This is a genomic window from Thioalkalivibrio sp. ALE12 (genome assembly GCF_000381105.1).
In the GTDB taxonomy this organism is placed as follows: Bacteria; Pseudomonadota; Gammaproteobacteria; order Ectothiorhodospirales; family Ectothiorhodospiraceae; genus Thioalkalivibrio.
This window is the reverse complement of the sequence record NZ_KB905906.1, coordinates 47147-64858: the sequence shown is the minus strand read 5'-3', so window position 1 is coordinate 64858 and position 17712 is coordinate 47147. Positions and strand designations below refer to the sequence as shown.

The window sequence follows — 17712 nt, the reverse complement described above, 5'->3', positions numbered from 1 at the left end:
TTGAACGGTCCTGTTGTCGGTCTGGCGTCCCGGGCACCGCCAGGGGCGGCGCCTTGCCACCGGTGCGCCTGCCAGGGGCGCCTGCCGGTGCTGTGAATCCGGTTTTGGGCCGGAGAGGCGTCCCTACATGCGGCTCCAGGGATCGGCGTCACCCCCGCGGCGCCCGGCGCCCGCATCCGGAGAGCGTCCACCGACCGGCTGGCCGGAGCGCACGCCGGCATCCGGCCGCGCGAGAATCTGCATGCCCGGCTCCAGCCCGGAGGTCACTACCACCTGGTCCCCGCGCGACCCCCCAAGACGCACCATGCGCACCCGCACATGGCCCTCGCCGTCCAGCACGGCCACACGCGGCAAGGCGCCCCCCGGGATCAGGGCGGAACGCGGGATCACCACGCGGTTGCCCGGCGTACCGGCCTGCGGCAGATGCACCGCCGCATGCATGCCCGGCCCGCCGCGCACGCCCTGGGGCAGATCGAACTTGACGGTCACGGTATGGCGCTGGGGATCGGCCAGGGGGAAGATCCGGGCGACCCGGGCCTCCACCTCGTCGCCGGTATCCAGCCGCACCTGCACGTAGTCGTCTTCCTGCAGGCTGCTTACCAGCCGCACCGGCACCTGGGCCTCGATGCGCAGGAACTCGACATGGCCGAAGCTGACGAGCGGCTGCCCGGGCTGCACGGTGTCGCCTTCTTCGACGTGCTTGTGCATCACCAGGCCGTCAAAGGGGGCCTCGGAGCGGGTGTCGCGAATGGCGGCGTCCAGCTCGGCCACGCGGGCCCGGGCCTGTTCCCAGCGCGCCTGGGCCTGGTCCACGCCGATGTAGCGGGAGTAGAGATCGGTGCGTCGGTCCAGCGCGGGGTCGCCCATGCCCATGAACTGGCCCATCGGCTGGGTAAACATCTGGTCGAACATCGATGGCACGCCCATGCCGGGCATCTGCCCGATGTTGCGCGACTGCGGCGAAATCATCTCGCGGCCGTACTGCATCTGGGCCTCGCGGATCGCAGCCTCGGCGGTACGCATCTCGGCCTCGGCCGCCTGGCGCTGGGCGCGCAGCCGGTCATCGCTGATCGCCACCAGCACGGCTCCCTGTTCGAAACGGTCGCCCTCGGCACCGGCTACGTCGACCACGCGCCCGGAGGATTGCGCCGTCAGCGTGACCTCGCGGAAGGGAATCACCGTGCCACTGACCGACTGGGTGGCCGCCTGATCCGGCTCCACCGTGAGGACGGGGCCGGAGGCATGCACCACCGACAGGCCCCACAGAGGCAGTGCCAGTGCCGCACCCAGCAGGGTCCGAGCCAGAAGGCGTCGGGAGACTCGAGCAATCATGATCGTCCTACCTCGCGCCGAATGCCGCGATGAGAGAGGGGGTACCGGGCCTGCGCGCCTGCACGCGCCGGGGCCCGGGCAAACGATGGGCCGCAGCCGACCGACTGCCGGGGGAAACGGCAACGAGCCTGGTCCGGCGACCGGTGTCAGCCGGATGACCACCGAAGCGGGTATCCATATCCCAGTATGTAGAAGAACTCATGCCCAACTACAAGCAACGTATATGCCAGTATTGTGACATTCTTATAAATCAATCACTTGATTCTGATTTACTGATATTCAGGGCATACCTGTTGCAACACCCCCGTTTCGCGCTATAACCGAGACAGGGATTGGCGAAACGGGGGATTCCCGGGTGTTGCAGGAGGCCCCGGGTGTTGCAACACCGTCCCGCTGCCGCCGGCCCCTCCAACAAGAAAAAGGAGGCGGGATGACCACAACCGAACTGGCCGAGATCTGCATCCGACACAGTCGGGATCCACACCTCATCAGCGATACCCGGGGCCGGGTCCTGTTCGCCAACCCGGCCTTTCACCAGACCCTGCAAATCCCCCCGGATACCCCCCTGACCCTGGACCAGCTCGGGTCGCTGAATCTCGAGGCACATCTGAAAGAGGCCGCCGTCGCCGCCGGCGACGACGACGCCGACGCCAACCGCACCCCGCACGCCCTGCACTTCTCGCTGATGGCCGAACTGGAGGACGAGACCCTGCCACTGGAGGTCATCAGCCAGCCCCTGCGCCTGAACGACGACGCCCGCGCGCTGCGCCTGATCACCCTGCAGCCGCAGCGCCGGCGCACCACCCCGGTGGAGACCGTGAGCGAGGATGGTCGGGACGGACTCGATGACAGCCACTTCCACTCTCATGACGCCCATTGCCGCCCCACCCTGCAGTTCGCGCGGCGGGTCGCCGCCAGCGATGTGCGCGTGATGCTGCTGGGCGAATCCGGCACCGGCAAGACCCGCCTGGCCCGCGCCATCCACCAGGCCAGCCGCCGCGCCGAGGCGCCGTTTGTGGAGATCAACTGCGCGGCGATCCCCGAGGAACTGCTGGAATCCGAGCTCTTCGGCCATACCCGGGGCGCCTTCTCCGGCGCGGTCAGTGACCGTGTCGGGCGCTTCGAGTCCGCCGATGGCGGCACGCTGTTTCTCGACGAGATCGGGGAGATGAGCCAGCGGTTGCAGGCCAAGCTGCTGCGCGCGGTGCAGGACGGCGCCTTCGAACGCGTGGGGGAGAACACCACCCGCCAGGTGGATGTGCGCATCCTCGCCGCGTCGAACCAGGATCTGCGCAGCCGAGTGGAGGCCGGCGAATTCCGCACCGACCTTTTCTACCGGCTGGCGGTCGCGACGGTGGAGATCCCGCCGCTGCGCGATCGGCCCCGTGATCTCGCGGCCACGCTCCAGGCCTACGAGGTGCATCACGGCATCCGCATTGCCCCCCGGCTGAAGGAGAAGCTGCAGGACCACCCCTGGCCGGGCAACTTCCGCGAGCTGGAGAACGTCTTCGAATGCCTGACCTTGCACGCCCGCGATGGCCAGGTGGATGACTTCCCGCTCCCCGAGCCGGTGCGGGTGGAGGCAGACACGAGCGACACGATCCATGCACCGCGTACCAATGGGTATGCCGAGCCGAATGGTTTTGGCTCCAATGGGGCCCACGACACCCAGGCCAGCGAACATCCCGAGGCGCGGCGCCTGCGCGAGGCGCTGGTGGCCCATGCCGGAAACCGTTCACAGACCGCCCGCGCCCTCGGCATGGATCGCAGCACCCTGTGGCGCAAGCTGCACCGCTACCAGTTGGTCTGAGCGCCAACCGCGCACGGCGCATCCACACAACAAAAGGCCCCGGAGATATACACCTCCGGGGCCTTTTTGGATCGCCCGGGCACGGCGGCCCGGGACCGACTAGCGGAACTGACGCAGGTGGCGCGCCCCGTCCCGGTGGTGACGGTCATACACCGGCGCCAGGCGCTCGACCATCACGCGTCGCTCGCTGGCGGGCAGCAGGTCCAGGGCGCTGTCCCAGGCCCGCATGGCCCCGCGGGCATCACCCGCGGCAAACAGGGCGTTGCCCAGCTCGCCATAGAGGTCGGCACGCTGAGCGGCCGTCGCCGGAATATCCGCCAGCGCGGTCCGCAGGACAGCAGCCGCAGCCTCCGGCCCGTCACTCCAGTACGCGGCGCGACCGTTCTCCAGCGCCTCCTGCACCTGGCGCGCGACCTGCTCCTCGCTCACCGGCTCGCCGTCGGCCGTGGTGCGCGGCTGCTCCCGCGGGTCCGGAATCGGCCGATGCATGCCGGTGTCGTCGTCGCGCTCGTAGGCCTCGCCGGTCATCGGATCCATGTCGCCCTCCGACAGACGGCCCTCGCGCGGCGGACTCGCGGGGGTGCGCGCCTCCGCCGCCGGGTCATCCTCCGCCACGGCCACCGCCTCGACATCTTCGTCCTCCGGCACCATCTCCGCGCTGGGCGCCAGCACATCCCGCGCTGACCAGGCGATCAGCCACAGTACGATCACGATCAGGATCCACCAGCGACTCAGGAAACTTCTCTGCTTTTTATCTGCCTGTTCCATGCCTCACCTTTTCCGGTTATCCCCGTCCGATTCTATCCTGCACGGGTTCAACGTCCAGCGAAACGGGTACCGGGATTTCCTGCCGAACCCCGCGATTCACCCGCGCGCCCAAGCCGGCGGCAATCCCAGCACGTCCTGGTGACCGACCACCAGCTCGACCTCGCCCCGGGCAAGGGCACGCGCCCGCGACTCGCCCCAGGCCCGCAACGCGGCCGCGCGGTGCGGCACGACCTCGCAGGCCGCATCCACCCAGCCGTCGATCAGGGCCGCCCCCAGCTTCGCCTGCCCGGCATCCAGGCGCCAGTCGCTCGCGCGCGTTTCCACGCGATACCCGTGCGCCTCGAGCCGGGCCGCGCAGACCGACGCGGCCGTCGGGCCCAGCGCCGGCCCCAGGCCCTTGTCCGAACGCTGATGCCGATTCACCGCATCCCCCAGCTCGGCATCCAGGGGCTGCGGATCTGACCAGCGGATCCGCCCGTCATAGCTCAGCGCGAACAGGACCGCCGTCCCCTGGCGGGCACAGCCCTCCAGCAGCCGGGCAAGCCAGGCTTCGGACACCAGATCCAGCAACGCCGCCCCCGTCACCAGCGTCTCGTCCCCCGCGAGCGCCGCCGCCGGACCCGCCGCCAGATCGGTCACCCGCCGCTCGAGCGCGACCCCGGGGCCCGGGGCCGCCGCGCGCTGCAGCAACCCCTTATCGTGATCCACCAGCCGCCAGTGTTGCGGGGTCGGCAGCCGGGGCGCGAGATAGCGCAGGTTGGAGCCGGTCCCGCTGCCGAGATCGGTGGCCCTCAGGGCACCCCCCGTCATCCGGCCGGCCAGTACCGCGCCCAGTGTCGCAACCAGCGCGTCCGGGCGCGCCGCGTGATCCACGGGTTCGCGCAGGGCGAGCCAGTCGGCGTCGAAGGTCTCGGTCATCGCAGCCAGTCCTCCAGCGTTCGCTCCAGCGCGGCCACCGCACCGTCCCAGTCCGGTCGTTCCGTCATGGCCGCGCGCGCCTCCTGGCCCATCCGTTCGCGCCCCCGCGGGTCGCGCAACAATCCCTCGATGGCCCCAGCCAGCGCCTCGCTATCGCCCGGCGGCACCAGACGTCCGGCCGCCTCGGGGACGGTCCCCGGGATCGCACCACCAGTGGTCCCGATCACCGGAAGTCCCCGGGCCATGGCCTCGGTGTAGGCCATGCCAAAACCCTCGTAGACACTGGGCAGGACGAACACCGACGCCTGCGCGTACCAGCCCTCCAGCATCGCATCGTCGCACTCGCCGGCCCATTCGATGCGGCCCTCCAGCCCGGCCGCCGCGATCGCCGTCTCCACCCGCCGGGCATACGCCGCATCCCGGTCGCGCGCGCCCACCAGCACCGCCCGCCAGTTCTCGGCCTCAAGCCGGGCCAGGGCCTGCACCAGTTCCAGCTGTCCCTTGCGCGGGACCACCGTCCCCACGCAGAGCAGCAGCGCCGGCGCGCCGGGCGCCGGACCGGTGGCGGGCGGGCGCGCCTCGACGCCGGGCGGGATCGCCTGCAGCCGCTCCCGGGGCATGCCCCAGGCGGCCACCTGCGCGGCGGTAAAGGCACTGGTCGCGACCACACCCTGCACATGCCCGAGGGCAGCGCGCTCCCGCGCGAGCAGGTCCTCCGACCGCGCCGGCGCCAGGCCGGTCTCCAACCCCAGCGGATGATGCAGCAGGTAGATCAGGCGCAAGCGCGCGGCATGTCGGGCCAGCACATCGGGAAAGGCCCCCGCCGCCAGTCCATCCAGCAGTACACCCCCGGCATCGGGAATGCCCGCAAGCGCGGTATCCAGCGCCGCCGCAGCCTCGGGATCCGGCCCCGGGAAGCAACCGTCCAGTTCGTGGACCGCGACCCGCCAGCCTCGCGCCCGCAGACCCGCGACCATGCGCGCATCGTAGCGATACCCCCCGGTACGCTGGTCCAGCGAACCCGGGACCACGATACCCAGCGCGCGCATTCCGCTCAGGGCGCGGCCTCGTAGCTGGCCCAGGCAATATGCGACTCGTTCAGCGTTACGCACACCGCATCCAGCTCGCGCGCGGACTCGCCCAGCTCGCCGGCATGGATGGCGCTTGCCACGCGCTGGTGCAGCGCGTGGGCCAGAAACTCGGTGGTCGTGTTCTGGCCGCGAAACTCCTCGCGCTCGTCCAGGTTCTGGTAATTGAGATCCGCCAGGAGGGCCTTTACGACCTCGCTGGCGCGGCCGATATCGACCACCAGTCCGTCCGCGTCCAGCGCCCGGCGGCGGAAGGTGACATCGACCACGTAGGTCGCGCCGTGCAGCTTCTGCGCCGGACCAAAGGTCTCGCCGGCGAAGCTGTGGGCAATCATGAAGTGGTCACGCACGTTCAGGCTGTACATCGGGTGGTTCCCCGTCTTGAGAAATAAAAGATCAGTAGCGGACGCGGTGGCAAAGGGTGCGGGCGGCCTCGGGCCCCGTGACGCGGGCCATCGCCGCGGGCAGGTTGGCGAAGGCATCCTCGCCAGTGATCAGCGCGTCGAGTGCGGGATCGGCCAGCAGGGACAATGCAAGCGCCAGGCGGCGACGGTAATCCCAGCGCGCCGCGCGCTCCGGCGGGATGCGGCCCACCTGTGAACTGCGCAGCGTAAGCCGCCGCGAATGGAACGCCTCGCCCAGCGGTGCCGGCACCGGCTGGTCGCCGTACCAGCTCATCTCCACCACCCGCGCCTCGACCCCGGCCAGGTCCAGGGCCTGCGCCAGCCCGGCCGGGTTGCCGCTGGCATGCACCACCCCGTCCAGCCCCTGCAGCTCCGGGTTCCCCCGCGCCGCCTCCGGCGTACAGAGCGACAATCCCAGCGCCGCCGCCACGGGTTCGCGGGCGGGATTGGGGTCGATCAGCGTGACCTCGGCGCCCGGCATCGCCCGCAGCAACCCGGCCACCAGCAGGCCCACCACGCCGGCGCCGATCACCGCGAGGCGATCCCCCGGACCGGGCTGCAAGTCCCAGACCGCGTTGATGGCCGTCTCCATGTTGGCCGCCAGCACCGCGCGCCGCGAAGGCACGGCATCCGGTATCGGCACCACCGCGGCGGCCGGCACCGTGTAGGCGCTTTGATGCGGATACAGGCAGAACACTCGCTGCCCGTCCAGCCCGTGCGCCGCGCCACCCGCCTCAACGGTGCCGACGCTGATGTAGCCGTACTTCACAGGCCACGGGAATTCGCCGGCCTGGAACGGCGCGCGCATCGCCTGATACTGGCTCTCCGGCACCCGACCGTGGAACACCAGCGACTCGGTCCCGCGGCTGATCGCCGAGAACTGCGTGCGCACCCGCACCGCGTCCGGGCCCGGCTCCGCCAGTGCCTCCGGACGCAACGCGCCCGTGCCCGGACCGGTGACCCAGAACGCCTGTTCGGAGTCGGCCGTGCTCACCGGGAGGGGCCCGGAAACGGGGTGCGCTGCCACGTGATCATCCGTGCAGTTTGGGCGAAGGGCGCAGCGACCGGCAACTCCCGGTGCCCCGCATGGTCGCAAGACCAGGGCGTGCCACCCGCGCGCCCCCAGGACGATCGCCAACGGAGCGCTACAATCCCCGCATGGAGTCTTCCCCCGCCAAGCCTTTCCCGTTGCGCCTGCAGGCCGGCCTGCGGGTCTGGGCGACCGACTGGCTGCTCGCGGGCCTGGCCGGCCTCGCCGTAACCGGTGCACTGGTTTGGCACGCGCCCACGGGCCTGCCAACCGTCGCCGGTTTCGTCACGCTCTGGCTGGTGCTGGGTGCCATCCTCGCCAGCCGCACCCCGGCGACCGGAGTGGCGCCCGCCGGGCGCGGCCCTGGCCCGGCCAACCGGGTCACGCTCCTGCGCGCCGCCCTGACCGCCCCGCTCGGCGGCCTGGTCCTGGCCGCCCCTACCCCGGACGAGCCGGTGCTGGCGCTGTGGGTGATCGCCCTCGCGGGCCTGGCACTGGTGCTGGACGGGGTGGACGGGGCCGTCGCGCGCCGCACGGACAGCGCCACCGCGTTCGGCGCCCGCTTCGACATGGAGCTGGACGCCGCCATGATCCTCGCCCTGTCGGTCCTCGTCTGGCAGATGACGGCGGTGGGGCCCTGGGTGATCCTGATCGGCCTGATGCGCTACGCCTTCGTGCTGGCCGCCCGCCCCCTGCCCTGGCTGGCCGCGCCACTGCCGCCCAGCCGGCGCCGCCAGGCCCTCTGCGTGTTGCAGACCGTGGTCCTGCTCCTGGTCCTGATCCCCGGCCTGCCCGCACCCGCCGCCATCACCATCGCCCTGGCCGGCCTGCTGGCCCTGGGCCTGTCCTTTGCCGTGGATATCCACTGGCTGTACCGCCACCGACCGGAGGTGTGTCATGACTGACGCCCGCAACAACCGCCGCCCCGCCCGCCTGCGCCGCCTGCTGCTGGGTGGCCTGCTGGCCACGGCCCTGGCGCTGCCCGCGCAGGCCCTGGCCGATGCCGACCGCTGGGTCATCGACCCCGACCACTTCGCGGTCGGCTTCCTGGTCGATCATGCCGGCTATGCCAAGGTCCTGGGCATGTTCCTGGAAGCCGAGGGCGAGTTCGTCTTCGACCCCGACACGGGCGAGCTGGGCGACGGCCATTTCGTCATCCAGACCGACAGCGTGTTCACCAACCACGCCGAGCGCGACGACCACCTGCGCAACGAGGACTTCCTGAACGTCGAGGAATACCCGGAGATGCGCTTTACCGCCACGCGCTACGAGCCGACCAGCGAGAACACCGGGCGCCTCAGCGGCGGGCTCGAGCTGCTGGGCGAGACCCGCACCATCCACCTCGACGTGACGATCAACAAGGTCGGGCGCTACCCGTTCCCGCTCGGCGGCCTGTTCGGCCGGCCGTACGTGCTCGGTGCGTCGATGCGCGGCAGCTTCAACCGCTCCGACTTCGGCATGACCTACGGCCTGACCCGCGACATCGTCGGCGACGAAGTCGAACTGATCATCGAGTTCGAGGCCCAGCGCCAGTAACGCCCCGCCGACTGAATGTATTCACCACGAAGCACACGAAGGCACGAAGAAGGGCCAGGGCGGATTGCACCACGGAGGGCACAGAGGACACGGAGAAGGACTGACTACAGGGCGACGCGCTGGAGCCGACGTTGCTGACGGGTGATCGCGGGGCACGGGGCAACACTCCCCGTCACCCCGGCCGCAGCGAAGCGAAGAGCCGGGATCTCCGGACCCTGGCACCCATGTCACGGCGCACCCCGAAGGCGCGGGTCGCGATCGCCCCGAAATAGACAGGACGCGGACGAAGCGAGCGAAACGCCCATTGAAGGTCAAGGGCGCTGTTCACCACGAAGGGCACGAAGATACGAAGGAAGGGCCAGGGCAGATCAAACCAGCCAGGGTATGGAGAAGGACGGGGAGCCCGGACGCACGGCGATGGCCCCGTAGAACAGGTACCTTCTGAAAAAAATCCGATTCGGGGGCTCAAGTCTGCGGGGATGCAGCCGTCACCGGGGGCAGGCCCGTTCCCCCTATCGAGTGCAACGGGCCTGCACATTCAGAACCGGGAGTACGAGATGGACGCAAGCGCGATTGCCGCGATGGCCACGCAGAACAGCCAGCAGCAGGTGGCCATGCAGAAGGATGTGGCCGTGCAGAAGAAGGCGATGGAGTCCCAAGAGATGGCGGCTCAGTCGATGCTGCAGGCCATGCCCGACATCGGCGAGATGCAGGCTGCCACTCAGGGCCTGCCGGACAACGTCGGCACCAACATCAACACGACCGCCTGACACGTTACCGACCGTCCACCCAGAAAGGCCCCGGCGCATCCATGCCCGGGGCCTTCTCTTGACTGGGCCATCACCCGCCCTGCTCCGGCAACGATCGACTTTCTCCGTGTCCTCCGTGACCTCTGTGGTTACACGCCCTTGCCCTTCCTTCGTATCTTCGTGCCCTTCGTGGTGAACAAAGGCCCTTGCCCTTCAGCCCCCATCCCCGGCGTTACGCTCGGAGGCATCCGCGGACGCGCGGCAGACCCGCGCCGCGAAGCGCCGCATTACGCCCCGTGCCACACGGTCTTCCGGGTCGATGCAGAAGCCGGCGCGCTCCACCGCGGCCTCGGTATCGCGGTTCGGGTGACAGCCGCCGGTGATGCAGGTCCAGGCCGGCTGCACCCGGTCCTGGGCGCGGGCCAGCAGCGGCCGCGTGTGACGCACATGCTCCAGCATGCGCAGCTCGCCCGCTTCCGCCAGCACCCGGCGCACCTCGCCGAGGGCCCGCGGCGGATCCTGCACGCTGCAGAACACCAGACCGGAGACCACGGTATCGAAGGCGCCGTCGGCAAACGGCAGGGTCTCGGCCCGCGCCACCACCAGCGGCACGGATGGCGCCCGCCGGCGGGCCCGGCGCAAGGCCGCCAGGTCCGGGTCGATGCCGATGACCCGTTCCGGGTCCGCGTACAGCGGCAGGTCGCGCCCGGTCCCGCAGCCGATCTCCAGTACCCGGCCGTGCGCGCCCGCCACCAGGCGCCGGCGCCAGCGCCGCAGGCCCAGCAACTCGGCACCGGCCATCAGGCCGTCGTACAACCAGGGGATCTGTTCCAGACCGCGCATCGAGACTCCCGGGGACAGGAAAATGTGATGCCCAGCACATTCTTTCGGCGACTGTCAGGAACCTGTTTCCACAGTCCCTGTCCACTTATACAAGTTGCGGAAATCATCGGCTCGTGGCAACGGCAGCCGGTTTTCCGCCGTTCGGACCAGAACCCTCCATCACACGGGTGTCCGGACGATCTTTGGCCCGGCCTTCGCGCCGGGCCATTTTTTTGTGTAGTGACACCGCCCGGCGGCCCCGGGAACGGTCAGTTGCCCGTGCGACCGATCAGATTGAGGAACTCGCGCCGGGTGCGGCCGTCCTCGCGGAAGGCGCCCAGCATCACCGAGGTCGCCATCGACGAATGCTGCTTCTCCACCCCGCGCATGGTCATGCACATGTGCTTGGCGTCCACCACCACGCCGACTCCCTTGGCGTTCGTCACCTGCATCAGGGCCTCGGCGATCTGGCGCGTCAGGCTCTCCTGGATCTGCAGGCGCGCCGCGAACATGTCGACAATCCGGGCGATCTTGGACAAACCGATCACCTTGCCATTGGGCAGGTAGGCCACATGCACCTTGCCGATGATCGGCAGCAGGTGATGCTCGCACAGGGAGTACAGTTCGATATCGCGCAGCAGCACCATCTCGTCGTTGTCCGACGAGAACAGGGCCCCGTTGACGATACTGTCCAGGTCCTGGTGATAGCCACGGGTGAGATACTGCATCGCCTTCGCGGCGCGCATCGGGGTATCCAGCAGGCCCTCGCGCTGCGGGTTCTCGCCCAGACCGGCGAGGATGTCGCGGTAGCGCTCGGCGAGCTGTTCCGGGGCCGCCAGTGGCTGGCCCGAGGCATTGGTGGCCGTCGGCTCGTCGGCCGTCCGGGCGTCTGCATCCATCATCGAGTCCTTGTGTTCGCTCATTCTTGCGTTTTCCTCTTTCCGGGCCCGGTCAGGCGACCAGGGTGACCGCGAAGCCCGAAGCCAGCGCCAGCATCGCCCCGGCGGTCAGCACCAGGCGCAGGCCCAGGTAGCCCCGCGGCAATGCGCGGCGATACAGGCTCAGCCGATCCACCCACAGCACCCCGAGAAACAGCACCGTCAGGGTCATCAGCGCCTCCGGCAGCGGCTGCAGCACCGCCAGCCAGGCCAGGATGGATGGCACCACCGCCCACACCGGGGCCGCGAGCGGGCCCACCCGGTGCTGCCGATCCACCAGGAAGATCCCCCAGTGGATCGCCCCCAGGAACGACAGGATCACCGCACCATAGAGCGCCAGGGCCTCCAGCGCGAAAGCCTGCCATTCGGGCTGGGCCATCCACGCGCCCAGCCCGAAGAATGCGAAGGGTAGCAGGCCGCCGAACCCCAGGACGTGCAGGGCGGGCGCGGCTGCGTCCGGGCGCGGCCCGTCGCCGCGCGCCTGCAACGCCCGCTGCCCCAGATACTCGCGCAACTCGGGCAGCCCGCCGATCACGCCCTCGCGCGCGATGAACAGCGGCAGCACGGCCGCGCCGGTGGCCTGCTGCAGCGCGTGGAACTGCTCGCGGTTGTGCGCCGACCCCATGCCCCACTCCAGCCGCTGCCAGCGGCCCGGAGCCGTTGCTTCCAGCAGCGCCTCGGCATCGCGAAAGTCCGACAGGCCGGACGTAATGCCCACAATCTCGTGCGTGGCCAGGGCCTCGCGCACCTCCGGCGGCCATTCGGGGGCGCCGGCCTGCGTTTGCTCGTCTGTCTTCACGGTCCATGTCTCCGTTGGTACGCGGGGTCTCGCGAAGCGCCCCCGGCACAGGAAACCCGGGAACTTTCGTCGGCGACCATTTACAAAGATTGTACAGCTATTGTATAAGTTGTCCATCACCTTTCGGGTCCGGAGAACCACCACCATGCAACGCTCGCGCATCGCCGTCATCGGTGGAGGCATCGCCGGCCTGTCCGCCGCCTGGATCCTGCAGACCCGCCACCACGTGCAACTGTTCGAGTCGGAACCGGAACTCGGTGGTCACGCCCACACCGTGGACGTGCCCGACCCGCAGGGGCCCACACCCATCGACACCGGGTTCGTCGTCTACAACGAGCGCAACTACCCGCTGCTGACCCGGCTGTTTACGCATCTGGGCGTCGCCACGCAGGACACCGACATGTCCTTCGGCTACTCGCGCCAGCCCGCCGGGGTCGAATATGCCGGCTCCGATCTGAACACCCTGTTCGCCCAGCGCCGCAATCTGGTGCGCCCGCGTTTTCTGCGCATGGCGGGCGACATCCTGCGGTTCAACCGCCTGGGCAAGGGGCTGTTCGAACGTCACGAGAGCCCGGAAGGCACACTGGGGGCCTTCCTCGACCGGCACCGCCTGGGCCGCGGTTTCACCGAGGACTACCTGCTGCCGATGGCCGCCGCGATCTGGTCCTGCCCGCCGGAGGCGATCCGCGAATTCCCGGCCGCCAGCTTCCTGCAGTTCTTCCACAATCATGGCCTGCTGGACCTGCGCGACCGCCCGCAGTGGCGCACCGTGGTCGGCGGCAGCCGCGAATACGTACAGCGCCTGGCGCAACGCCTGGAACCCGGTTGCATCGTCCACCAGCCGGTGCGCGCGGTGATGCCGGAGTCCGGCCAGTGGCGCGTCCTGACCGAGGCCCAGGGCATGGGGTTCGACGCGGTGGTGTTCGCCTGCCACGCCGACACCGCGCGCTGGCTGTTGAACGGCGCCGCCCCCGCGCGCGACCGGCTCTTGTCCGCCTGCCGCTTCCAGGCCAACCACGCCATCCTGCACACGGACCCGGCCCTGATGCCCCGCTCGCGCCGGGTCTGGTCCTCCTGGAACTACCTGTCCGGGCGGACCACGCAGGCCCGCGACCGCGTCTCGGTGTCGTACTGGATGAACCGTCTGCATCGCCTGGAACGCCGTCAGGACTACATCATCAGCCTGAACCCCTGGCGAGACCCGCACCCCAGCCTGGTCCTCGGCGAGCAGCACTGGGAACACCCGGTCATGGATACCGCGGCGGAGGCGGCCCGCCAGCGCCTGGCGGCGACCCAGGGCGAGGATGGCCTGTATTTCGCCGGGGCCTGGATGGGCTACGGCTTCCACGAAGACGGCCTACGCTCGGCCGTCCGTGTCGGTCAGACCATGGGCATCGAACCGCCCTGGTCGCACGCGCCGGATGCCCCCGCCCGTCCCGGTCACACGCCGGTGGCCACCGCACACGGCGGCGGGCCGGCCCCGCTCGGCGCGCCGGCGGCGCAATCGCGGAACACCTGAATGGACGCCGCCCTCGTACACGGCACGGTGCTGCATCAGCGGTTCTTCCCGCAGCAGTACCGCTTTCGCTACCCGGTCATCAGCGCGCTGTTCGATATCGACCGCCTCGCCGAGACCACCCGGCGCTGCCGCTTGTTCTCGCGGGACGGCTTCAACCTGTTCAGCCTGCGCACCCGGGACCACGGGCCGCGCGACGGCCGCCCCTGGCGGCCCTGGATCGAGGCGCATCTGGCCGATTACGGCATCGACCTGGCCGGCGGTCCGATCTATCTGCTGGCCATGCCGCGCGTCCTCGGGCATGCCTTCAACCCGCTGAGCGTCTGGTATGCCTGGCACGCCGACGGTGACCTGCGCGCGATCCTGCTGGAGGTGCGCAACACCTTTGGCGAGCACCACCACTACCTGCTGCACGAGCACGGCGCGCCCATGGCCGGTCCCGTGCGCCAGGAGAAGCAGAAGGCCTTTCACGTATCGCCCTTCATCGACATGCACGCGCGCTACGCCTTCAGCCTGACGCCGCCGCGTGCGCAGGTCGGGGCATCCCTGCGGATCGCGATCAACGAATACCAGGGTCAGGACCTGATGCTGACGGCCACACAGCATGGCCGCCTGCGCCCGTTCAGCGACCGCACCCTGCTGGGCGCCTTCCTGAAACAACCCTGGATGACCCTCAAGGTCCTGCCGCTGATTCACTGGCAGGCGCTGAAGATCTGGTGGCGTGGCGGGCGCTACCACCCGCGGCCCGCACCCCCCGCACAGGAGATCGACTAATGGCCCTCGACCACCTCGACACCCCGCAGGACGACACCACCCGGCCGGACTGGGCCCTGCGCCTGATCGCGCGCGCACTCAAGGACATCGACACCGGGCAGATCACCCTGATCGGCCCGTCGGGCGACCGCGTGACCCTGCGCGGACGCAAGGCCGGGGTCGAGGCTGTCTGGCACTTCCGCCGCCCCTGGCGCGCGATCCTGCGCCTGCTGCGCCACGGCGACATCGGCTTTGCCGAGGGCTTCATCAGCGGCGACTGGATCACCCCGGACCTGCCAAGCCTGCTGCGCTTCGCCACCGACAACGAGCCCGCCCTCGCGGCCCTGGCCGATCGTCCGGCCTGGCAGCGCGGCCTCGACCGCCTGCGTCACTGGCGGCACCGCAACAGCCGGCGCGGCAGCCGCGCCAACATCCGCTTCCATTACGATCTCGGCAACGACTTCTACGACCTGTGGCTGGACCGCACGATGAGCTACTCGTCGGCCCTGTTCACCCGCGGCGACGAGGCCCTGGAACAAGCGCAGACGCAGAAGTATGCCCGCCTGCTGGATCAACTGGACGCCGAACCGGGCGCGCATATCCTGGAGATCGGCTGCGGCTGGGGTGGCTTCGCCGAGATGGCGGCCCGGCGCGGTTATCGCGTGACCGGCGTCACCCTGTCGCAGGAGCAGCTCGACTACGCCCGCGAGCGGATCGAACGCGCCGGCCTGAGCGATCGCGTGGAACTGCGCCTGCAGGACTACCGCGACCTCGACGGGACCTTCGACCACGTGGTCTCCATCGAGATGTTCGAGGCGGTGGGCGAGCAGTGGTGGGCGACCTACTTCGACAAAGTGCGCGCCTGCCTGCGCCCCGGCGGCCGCGCGGCGCTGCAGGTGATCACCATTGCCGAGCACGCCTTCGAGTACTACCGCCGCAATGCCGACTTCATCCAGCTCTACATCTTCCCCGGCGGGATGCTGCCCTCGGTCCCGCGCTTCAACGCGGAGGCCGAACGGGCCGGGCTCGCCGTGACGGACCATGCCTTCTTTGGCGCGGACTACGCGCGCACCCTGCGCCACTGGCACCAGGAGGTGCGCCAGGCGGAGCCGGTGATCGAGGCGCTCGGCTATTCACAATCCTTCCTGCGCATGTGGCGCTACTACCTGGCGTACTGCGAAGTCGGCTTCGACACCGCCCGCGTGAACCTGATGCAGGCCGTCCTGCAAAACCCCGCCGATGCCACCGCCTCGGGCAGCAATGCCCCCGCGACTCGATGAAGTGAACACCCTGCGCTGGCCGCGGCTGTTCGCCTACGGCGGTCTGGGCATGCCCCTGGCCGTCCTCGGCCTGCCGCTGTACGTCTTCCTGCCCGCGCATTACGCCGAGCACACCGGCCTGGGCGTCACCCTGGTCGGTCTGCTCCTTCTTGCGGCGCGGCTGCTGGATGTCGTGACCGACCCGCTGGTCGGCCACCTGTCCGATCGCATCCCCGGGGCCTGGCGCCGGCGCGCGGTGATGCTGGCCGGCGTGCCGCTGCTGTTGCTCGCCGCGCCGTTCCTTTTCCGCCCGCCGGCCGAGGCCGGCGCGGGATACCTGCTGCTGTTCAGCACCCTGGTCTATCTGGGCTGGACGCTGGTCGCCCTGCCCTATGCGGCCTGGGGCGCGGAGCTCTCCGGCGACTACCACGAACGCTCGCGCATCACCGCCGCGCGCGAGGGCTTCGTCGTACTGGGTACGGTCACGGCCGCCGCACTGCCGGCGGTCCTCGGCCTGCAGGACGATGCCGGGGCAGCGCTCGCAGCCCTCGCGGTGCTGCTGTGGGTACTGCTGCCGGTCGCCTTCCTGATCCTGCTGTGGCGCGTGCCGGAACGCCCCGGAAGGCTCGCGCCCGTGCCGTGGCGCGCTGGCTGGGGCCTGCTGCTGGGCAACCGCCCCTTCCGCCGACTGATCCTGGCGTGGATCCTGAACGGCACCGCCAACGCGATCCCCGCCACGCTCTTCCTGCTGTTCATCACCCACGTGCTGGAGGCGCCAGGCCATGCCGGGCCGCTGCTGCTGGTTTACTTCGCCACCGGCATCCTCGCCCTGCCGCTGTGGCTGCGCCTGGCGCGGCGCCTGCCCAAACATCGGGTCTGGACACTCTCGATGCTGCTGGCCTCCAGCTTCTTCATCTGGGTGCCGTTCCTCAGCGCCGGTGACGTGCTGGCGTTCTACGCCATCACCGTACTGACCGGGCTCAGCCTCGGGGTCGATCTCGCCCTGCCGGCCGCGATGCAGGCCGATGTGATCGACCAGGACACCGCCGACGGCGGCGGCGAGCGCGCCGGGCTGTTCTTCGGCCTGTGGGGCATGGCGACCAAGCTGGCCCTCGCGCTGGCCGTCGGCCTCAGCTTCCCGCTACTGGGTGCGGCCGGATTCTCGGCCGATGGCGACAACAGCCCCACCGCCCTGCTCGTCCTGGCCCTGGCCTACGCCGGCCTGCCGGTCCTGTTCAAGCTCGCGGCAATGGCCCTGATCTGGCGCTTCCCCATCGACGCCGACACCCAGCACACCCTGCGCGAACGCATCCACGCGCGCGAACAAGCCACCATCCCCGCTCAACCCGGAGGCACCCACCCATGATCCACCGTATCCGACCCGCCCGTTTCGTGGCCTCGCTTCTGGCCACCCTGTTGCTGACCCTGTCGCTCGCCGCCCCGGCCGCGGCCGCCACCGAGATCGACGGCGTGCGCTTCGCCGAATCGGTCACCATCGACAACACCACAGTGCCCCTGCGTGCGGGCCGGCTCTACCGCTACACGGTGTTCCGCGTCTACGTCGGGGCGCTCTACGTACCCGAAGAAGTCGCTCCGGAGGATGTCCTGACCGCCGACGTGCCCAAGCGCCTCGAACTGGAATACCTGCGCGCGATCAGCGCCGACGACTTCCGCCGCAGTGGCAACCGCCTGCTCGAGGACCAGCAGGACGCCGAGACGCTGGCGGCCCTGGCCGACCGGCTCGACACCTTCAACGCCGCCTACCGCGACATGGAGGCCGGCGAACGCTACGCACTGGAATACCGCCCGGGCCACGGCACCCGCCTGCTGCAAAACGGTACCCCGCTGGTCGAGGTCCCCGGCCACGACTTCGCCGAGGCCTATTTCGGCATCTGGCTGCACCCGGAAGAACCCCTGTCGCGCCGCTTCCGCGACACCCTGATCGGCGCACGCTGATCACGGCCACGTCACGCACACGGGAGTCATTTAC

The 17712-nt window shown here is 69.8% G+C and carries 18 protein-coding genes; 9 read left to right on the top strand and 9 right to left on the bottom strand.

From position 1 onward, the window contains the following. Positions 1-123: 123 nt before the first annotated feature. A complete protein-coding gene (locus tag F614_RS0103625; RefSeq protein WP_018866459.1) occupies positions 124-1332 on the bottom strand; it encodes an efflux RND transporter periplasmic adaptor subunit in 1209 nt (402 codons plus the stop codon). Positions 1333-1762: 430 nt separating this feature from the next. On the opposite strand from F614_RS0103625, the gene F614_RS0103620 reads away from it, so the two are divergent. Continuing rightward, entirely contained in the window at positions 1763-3142 is a 1380-nt protein-coding gene (locus F614_RS0103620) for a sigma-54-dependent Fis family transcriptional regulator (protein WP_019558282.1), read from the top strand. A gap of 99 nt (positions 3143-3241) precedes the next feature. Here F614_RS0103620 and F614_RS0103615 read toward each other — a convergent pair whose 3' ends face one another. The 5 genes from F614_RS0103615 to F614_RS0103595 form a co-directional block, all read right to left on the bottom strand. Continuing rightward, on the bottom strand, positions 3242-3910 hold the full coding sequence (locus F614_RS0103615) for a hypothetical protein (RefSeq protein WP_019558281.1): 669 nt from the start codon (positions 3908-3910) through the stop codon (positions 3242-3244). Between the two features lie 96 nt (positions 3911-4006). Next, positions 4007-4828, bottom strand: coding sequence for a hypothetical protein (locus F614_RS0103610; protein WP_018882277.1), 822 nt, complete (start codon positions 4826-4828; stop codon positions 4007-4009). Further along, on the bottom strand, positions 4825-5877 hold the full coding sequence (locus tag F614_RS0103605; protein WP_019558280.1) for a glycosyltransferase family 4 protein: 1053 nt from the start codon (positions 5875-5877) through the stop codon (positions 4825-4827). Before F614_RS0103605 ends, F614_RS0103610 begins: the two co-directional genes overlap by 4 nt. Positions 5878-5882: 5 nt before the next feature. Next, the gene (locus F614_RS0103600) at positions 5883-6281 is read right to left on the bottom strand and encodes a 6-carboxytetrahydropterin synthase (protein ID WP_018876148.1); all 399 of its coding nucleotides are present in this window, start codon (positions 6279-6281) and stop codon (positions 5883-5885) included. 31 nt (positions 6282-6312) lie between these two features. Further along, a complete protein-coding gene (locus F614_RS0103595) occupies positions 6313-7314 on the bottom strand; it encodes a zinc-binding alcohol dehydrogenase (protein ID WP_026329801.1) in 1002 nt (333 codons plus the stop codon). 164 nt (positions 7315-7478) lie between these two features. Here F614_RS0103595 and F614_RS0103590 point away from each other — a divergent pair, with 164 nt between their 5' ends. From F614_RS0103590 to F614_RS0103580, 3 genes are all read left to right on the top strand, one after another. Continuing rightward, complete coding sequence (locus F614_RS0103590; RefSeq protein WP_026329800.1) at positions 7479-8255, top strand: CDP-alcohol phosphatidyltransferase family protein; 777 nt, start codon at positions 7479-7481, stop codon at positions 8253-8255. After that, positions 8248-8886 carry a YceI family protein gene (locus F614_RS0103585; protein ID WP_018866451.1) on the top strand — a complete coding sequence of 213 codons (639 nt, stop codon included), beginning with the start codon at positions 8248-8250 and terminating at the stop codon, positions 8884-8886. Before F614_RS0103590 ends, F614_RS0103585 begins: the two co-directional genes overlap by 8 nt. 557 nt (positions 8887-9443) lie before the next feature. Further along, the gene (locus F614_RS0103580) at positions 9444-9656 is read left to right on the top strand and encodes a YjfB family protein (RefSeq protein WP_018866450.1); all 213 of its coding nucleotides are present in this window, start codon (positions 9444-9446) and stop codon (positions 9654-9656) included. Positions 9657-9848: 192 nt separating this feature from the next. On the opposite strand, the gene F614_RS0103575 is transcribed toward F614_RS0103580, so the two are convergent. From F614_RS0103575 to F614_RS0103565, 3 genes are all read right to left on the bottom strand, one after another. Continuing rightward, a complete protein-coding gene (locus F614_RS0103575) occupies positions 9849-10478 on the bottom strand; it encodes a class I SAM-dependent methyltransferase (RefSeq protein ID WP_019558277.1) in 630 nt (209 codons plus the stop codon). Positions 10479-10726: 248 nt separating this feature from the next. Next, positions 10727-11380, bottom strand: a complete 654-nt coding sequence (gene folE, locus F614_RS0103570; protein ID WP_019558276.1) for a GTP cyclohydrolase I FolE — start codon at positions 11378-11380, stop codon at positions 10727-10729. A gap of 28 nt (positions 11381-11408) precedes the next feature. Beyond that, the gene (locus F614_RS0103565) at positions 11409-12194 is read right to left on the bottom strand and encodes a DUF3429 domain-containing protein (protein WP_018866447.1); all 786 of its coding nucleotides are present in this window, start codon (positions 12192-12194) and stop codon (positions 11409-11411) included. 145 nt (positions 12195-12339) lie between these two features. On the opposite strand from F614_RS0103565, the gene F614_RS0103560 reads away from it, so the two are divergent. From F614_RS0103560 to F614_RS0103540, 5 genes are read left to right on the top strand one after another with little or no spacing between them, the layout of a single operon-like run. After that, positions 12340-13713 carry an NAD(P)/FAD-dependent oxidoreductase gene (locus F614_RS0103560; RefSeq protein WP_018866446.1) on the top strand — a complete coding sequence of 458 codons (1374 nt, stop codon included), beginning with the start codon at positions 12340-12342 and terminating at the stop codon, positions 13711-13713. After that, positions 13714-14484 (top strand): DUF1365 domain-containing protein, encoded by a 771-nt coding sequence (locus tag F614_RS0103555; RefSeq protein WP_018866445.1) that lies wholly within the window; start codon positions 13714-13716, stop codon positions 14482-14484. Next, the gene (locus F614_RS0103550; protein ID WP_019558275.1) at positions 14484-15743 is read left to right on the top strand and encodes a cyclopropane-fatty-acyl-phospholipid synthase family protein; all 1260 of its coding nucleotides are present in this window, start codon (positions 14484-14486) and stop codon (positions 15741-15743) included. The genes F614_RS0103555 and F614_RS0103550 overlap by 1 nt, the downstream gene beginning before the upstream one ends. Further along, entirely contained in the window at positions 15724-17088 is a 1365-nt protein-coding gene (locus F614_RS0103545; RefSeq protein WP_019558274.1) for an MFS transporter, read from the top strand. Before F614_RS0103550 ends, F614_RS0103545 begins: the two co-directional genes overlap by 20 nt. Next, on the top strand, positions 17085-17678 hold the full coding sequence (locus F614_RS0103540; protein WP_019558273.1) for a chalcone isomerase family protein: 594 nt from the start codon (positions 17085-17087) through the stop codon (positions 17676-17678). Before F614_RS0103545 ends, F614_RS0103540 begins: the two co-directional genes overlap by 4 nt. Positions 17679-17712: the final 34 nt, after the last annotated feature.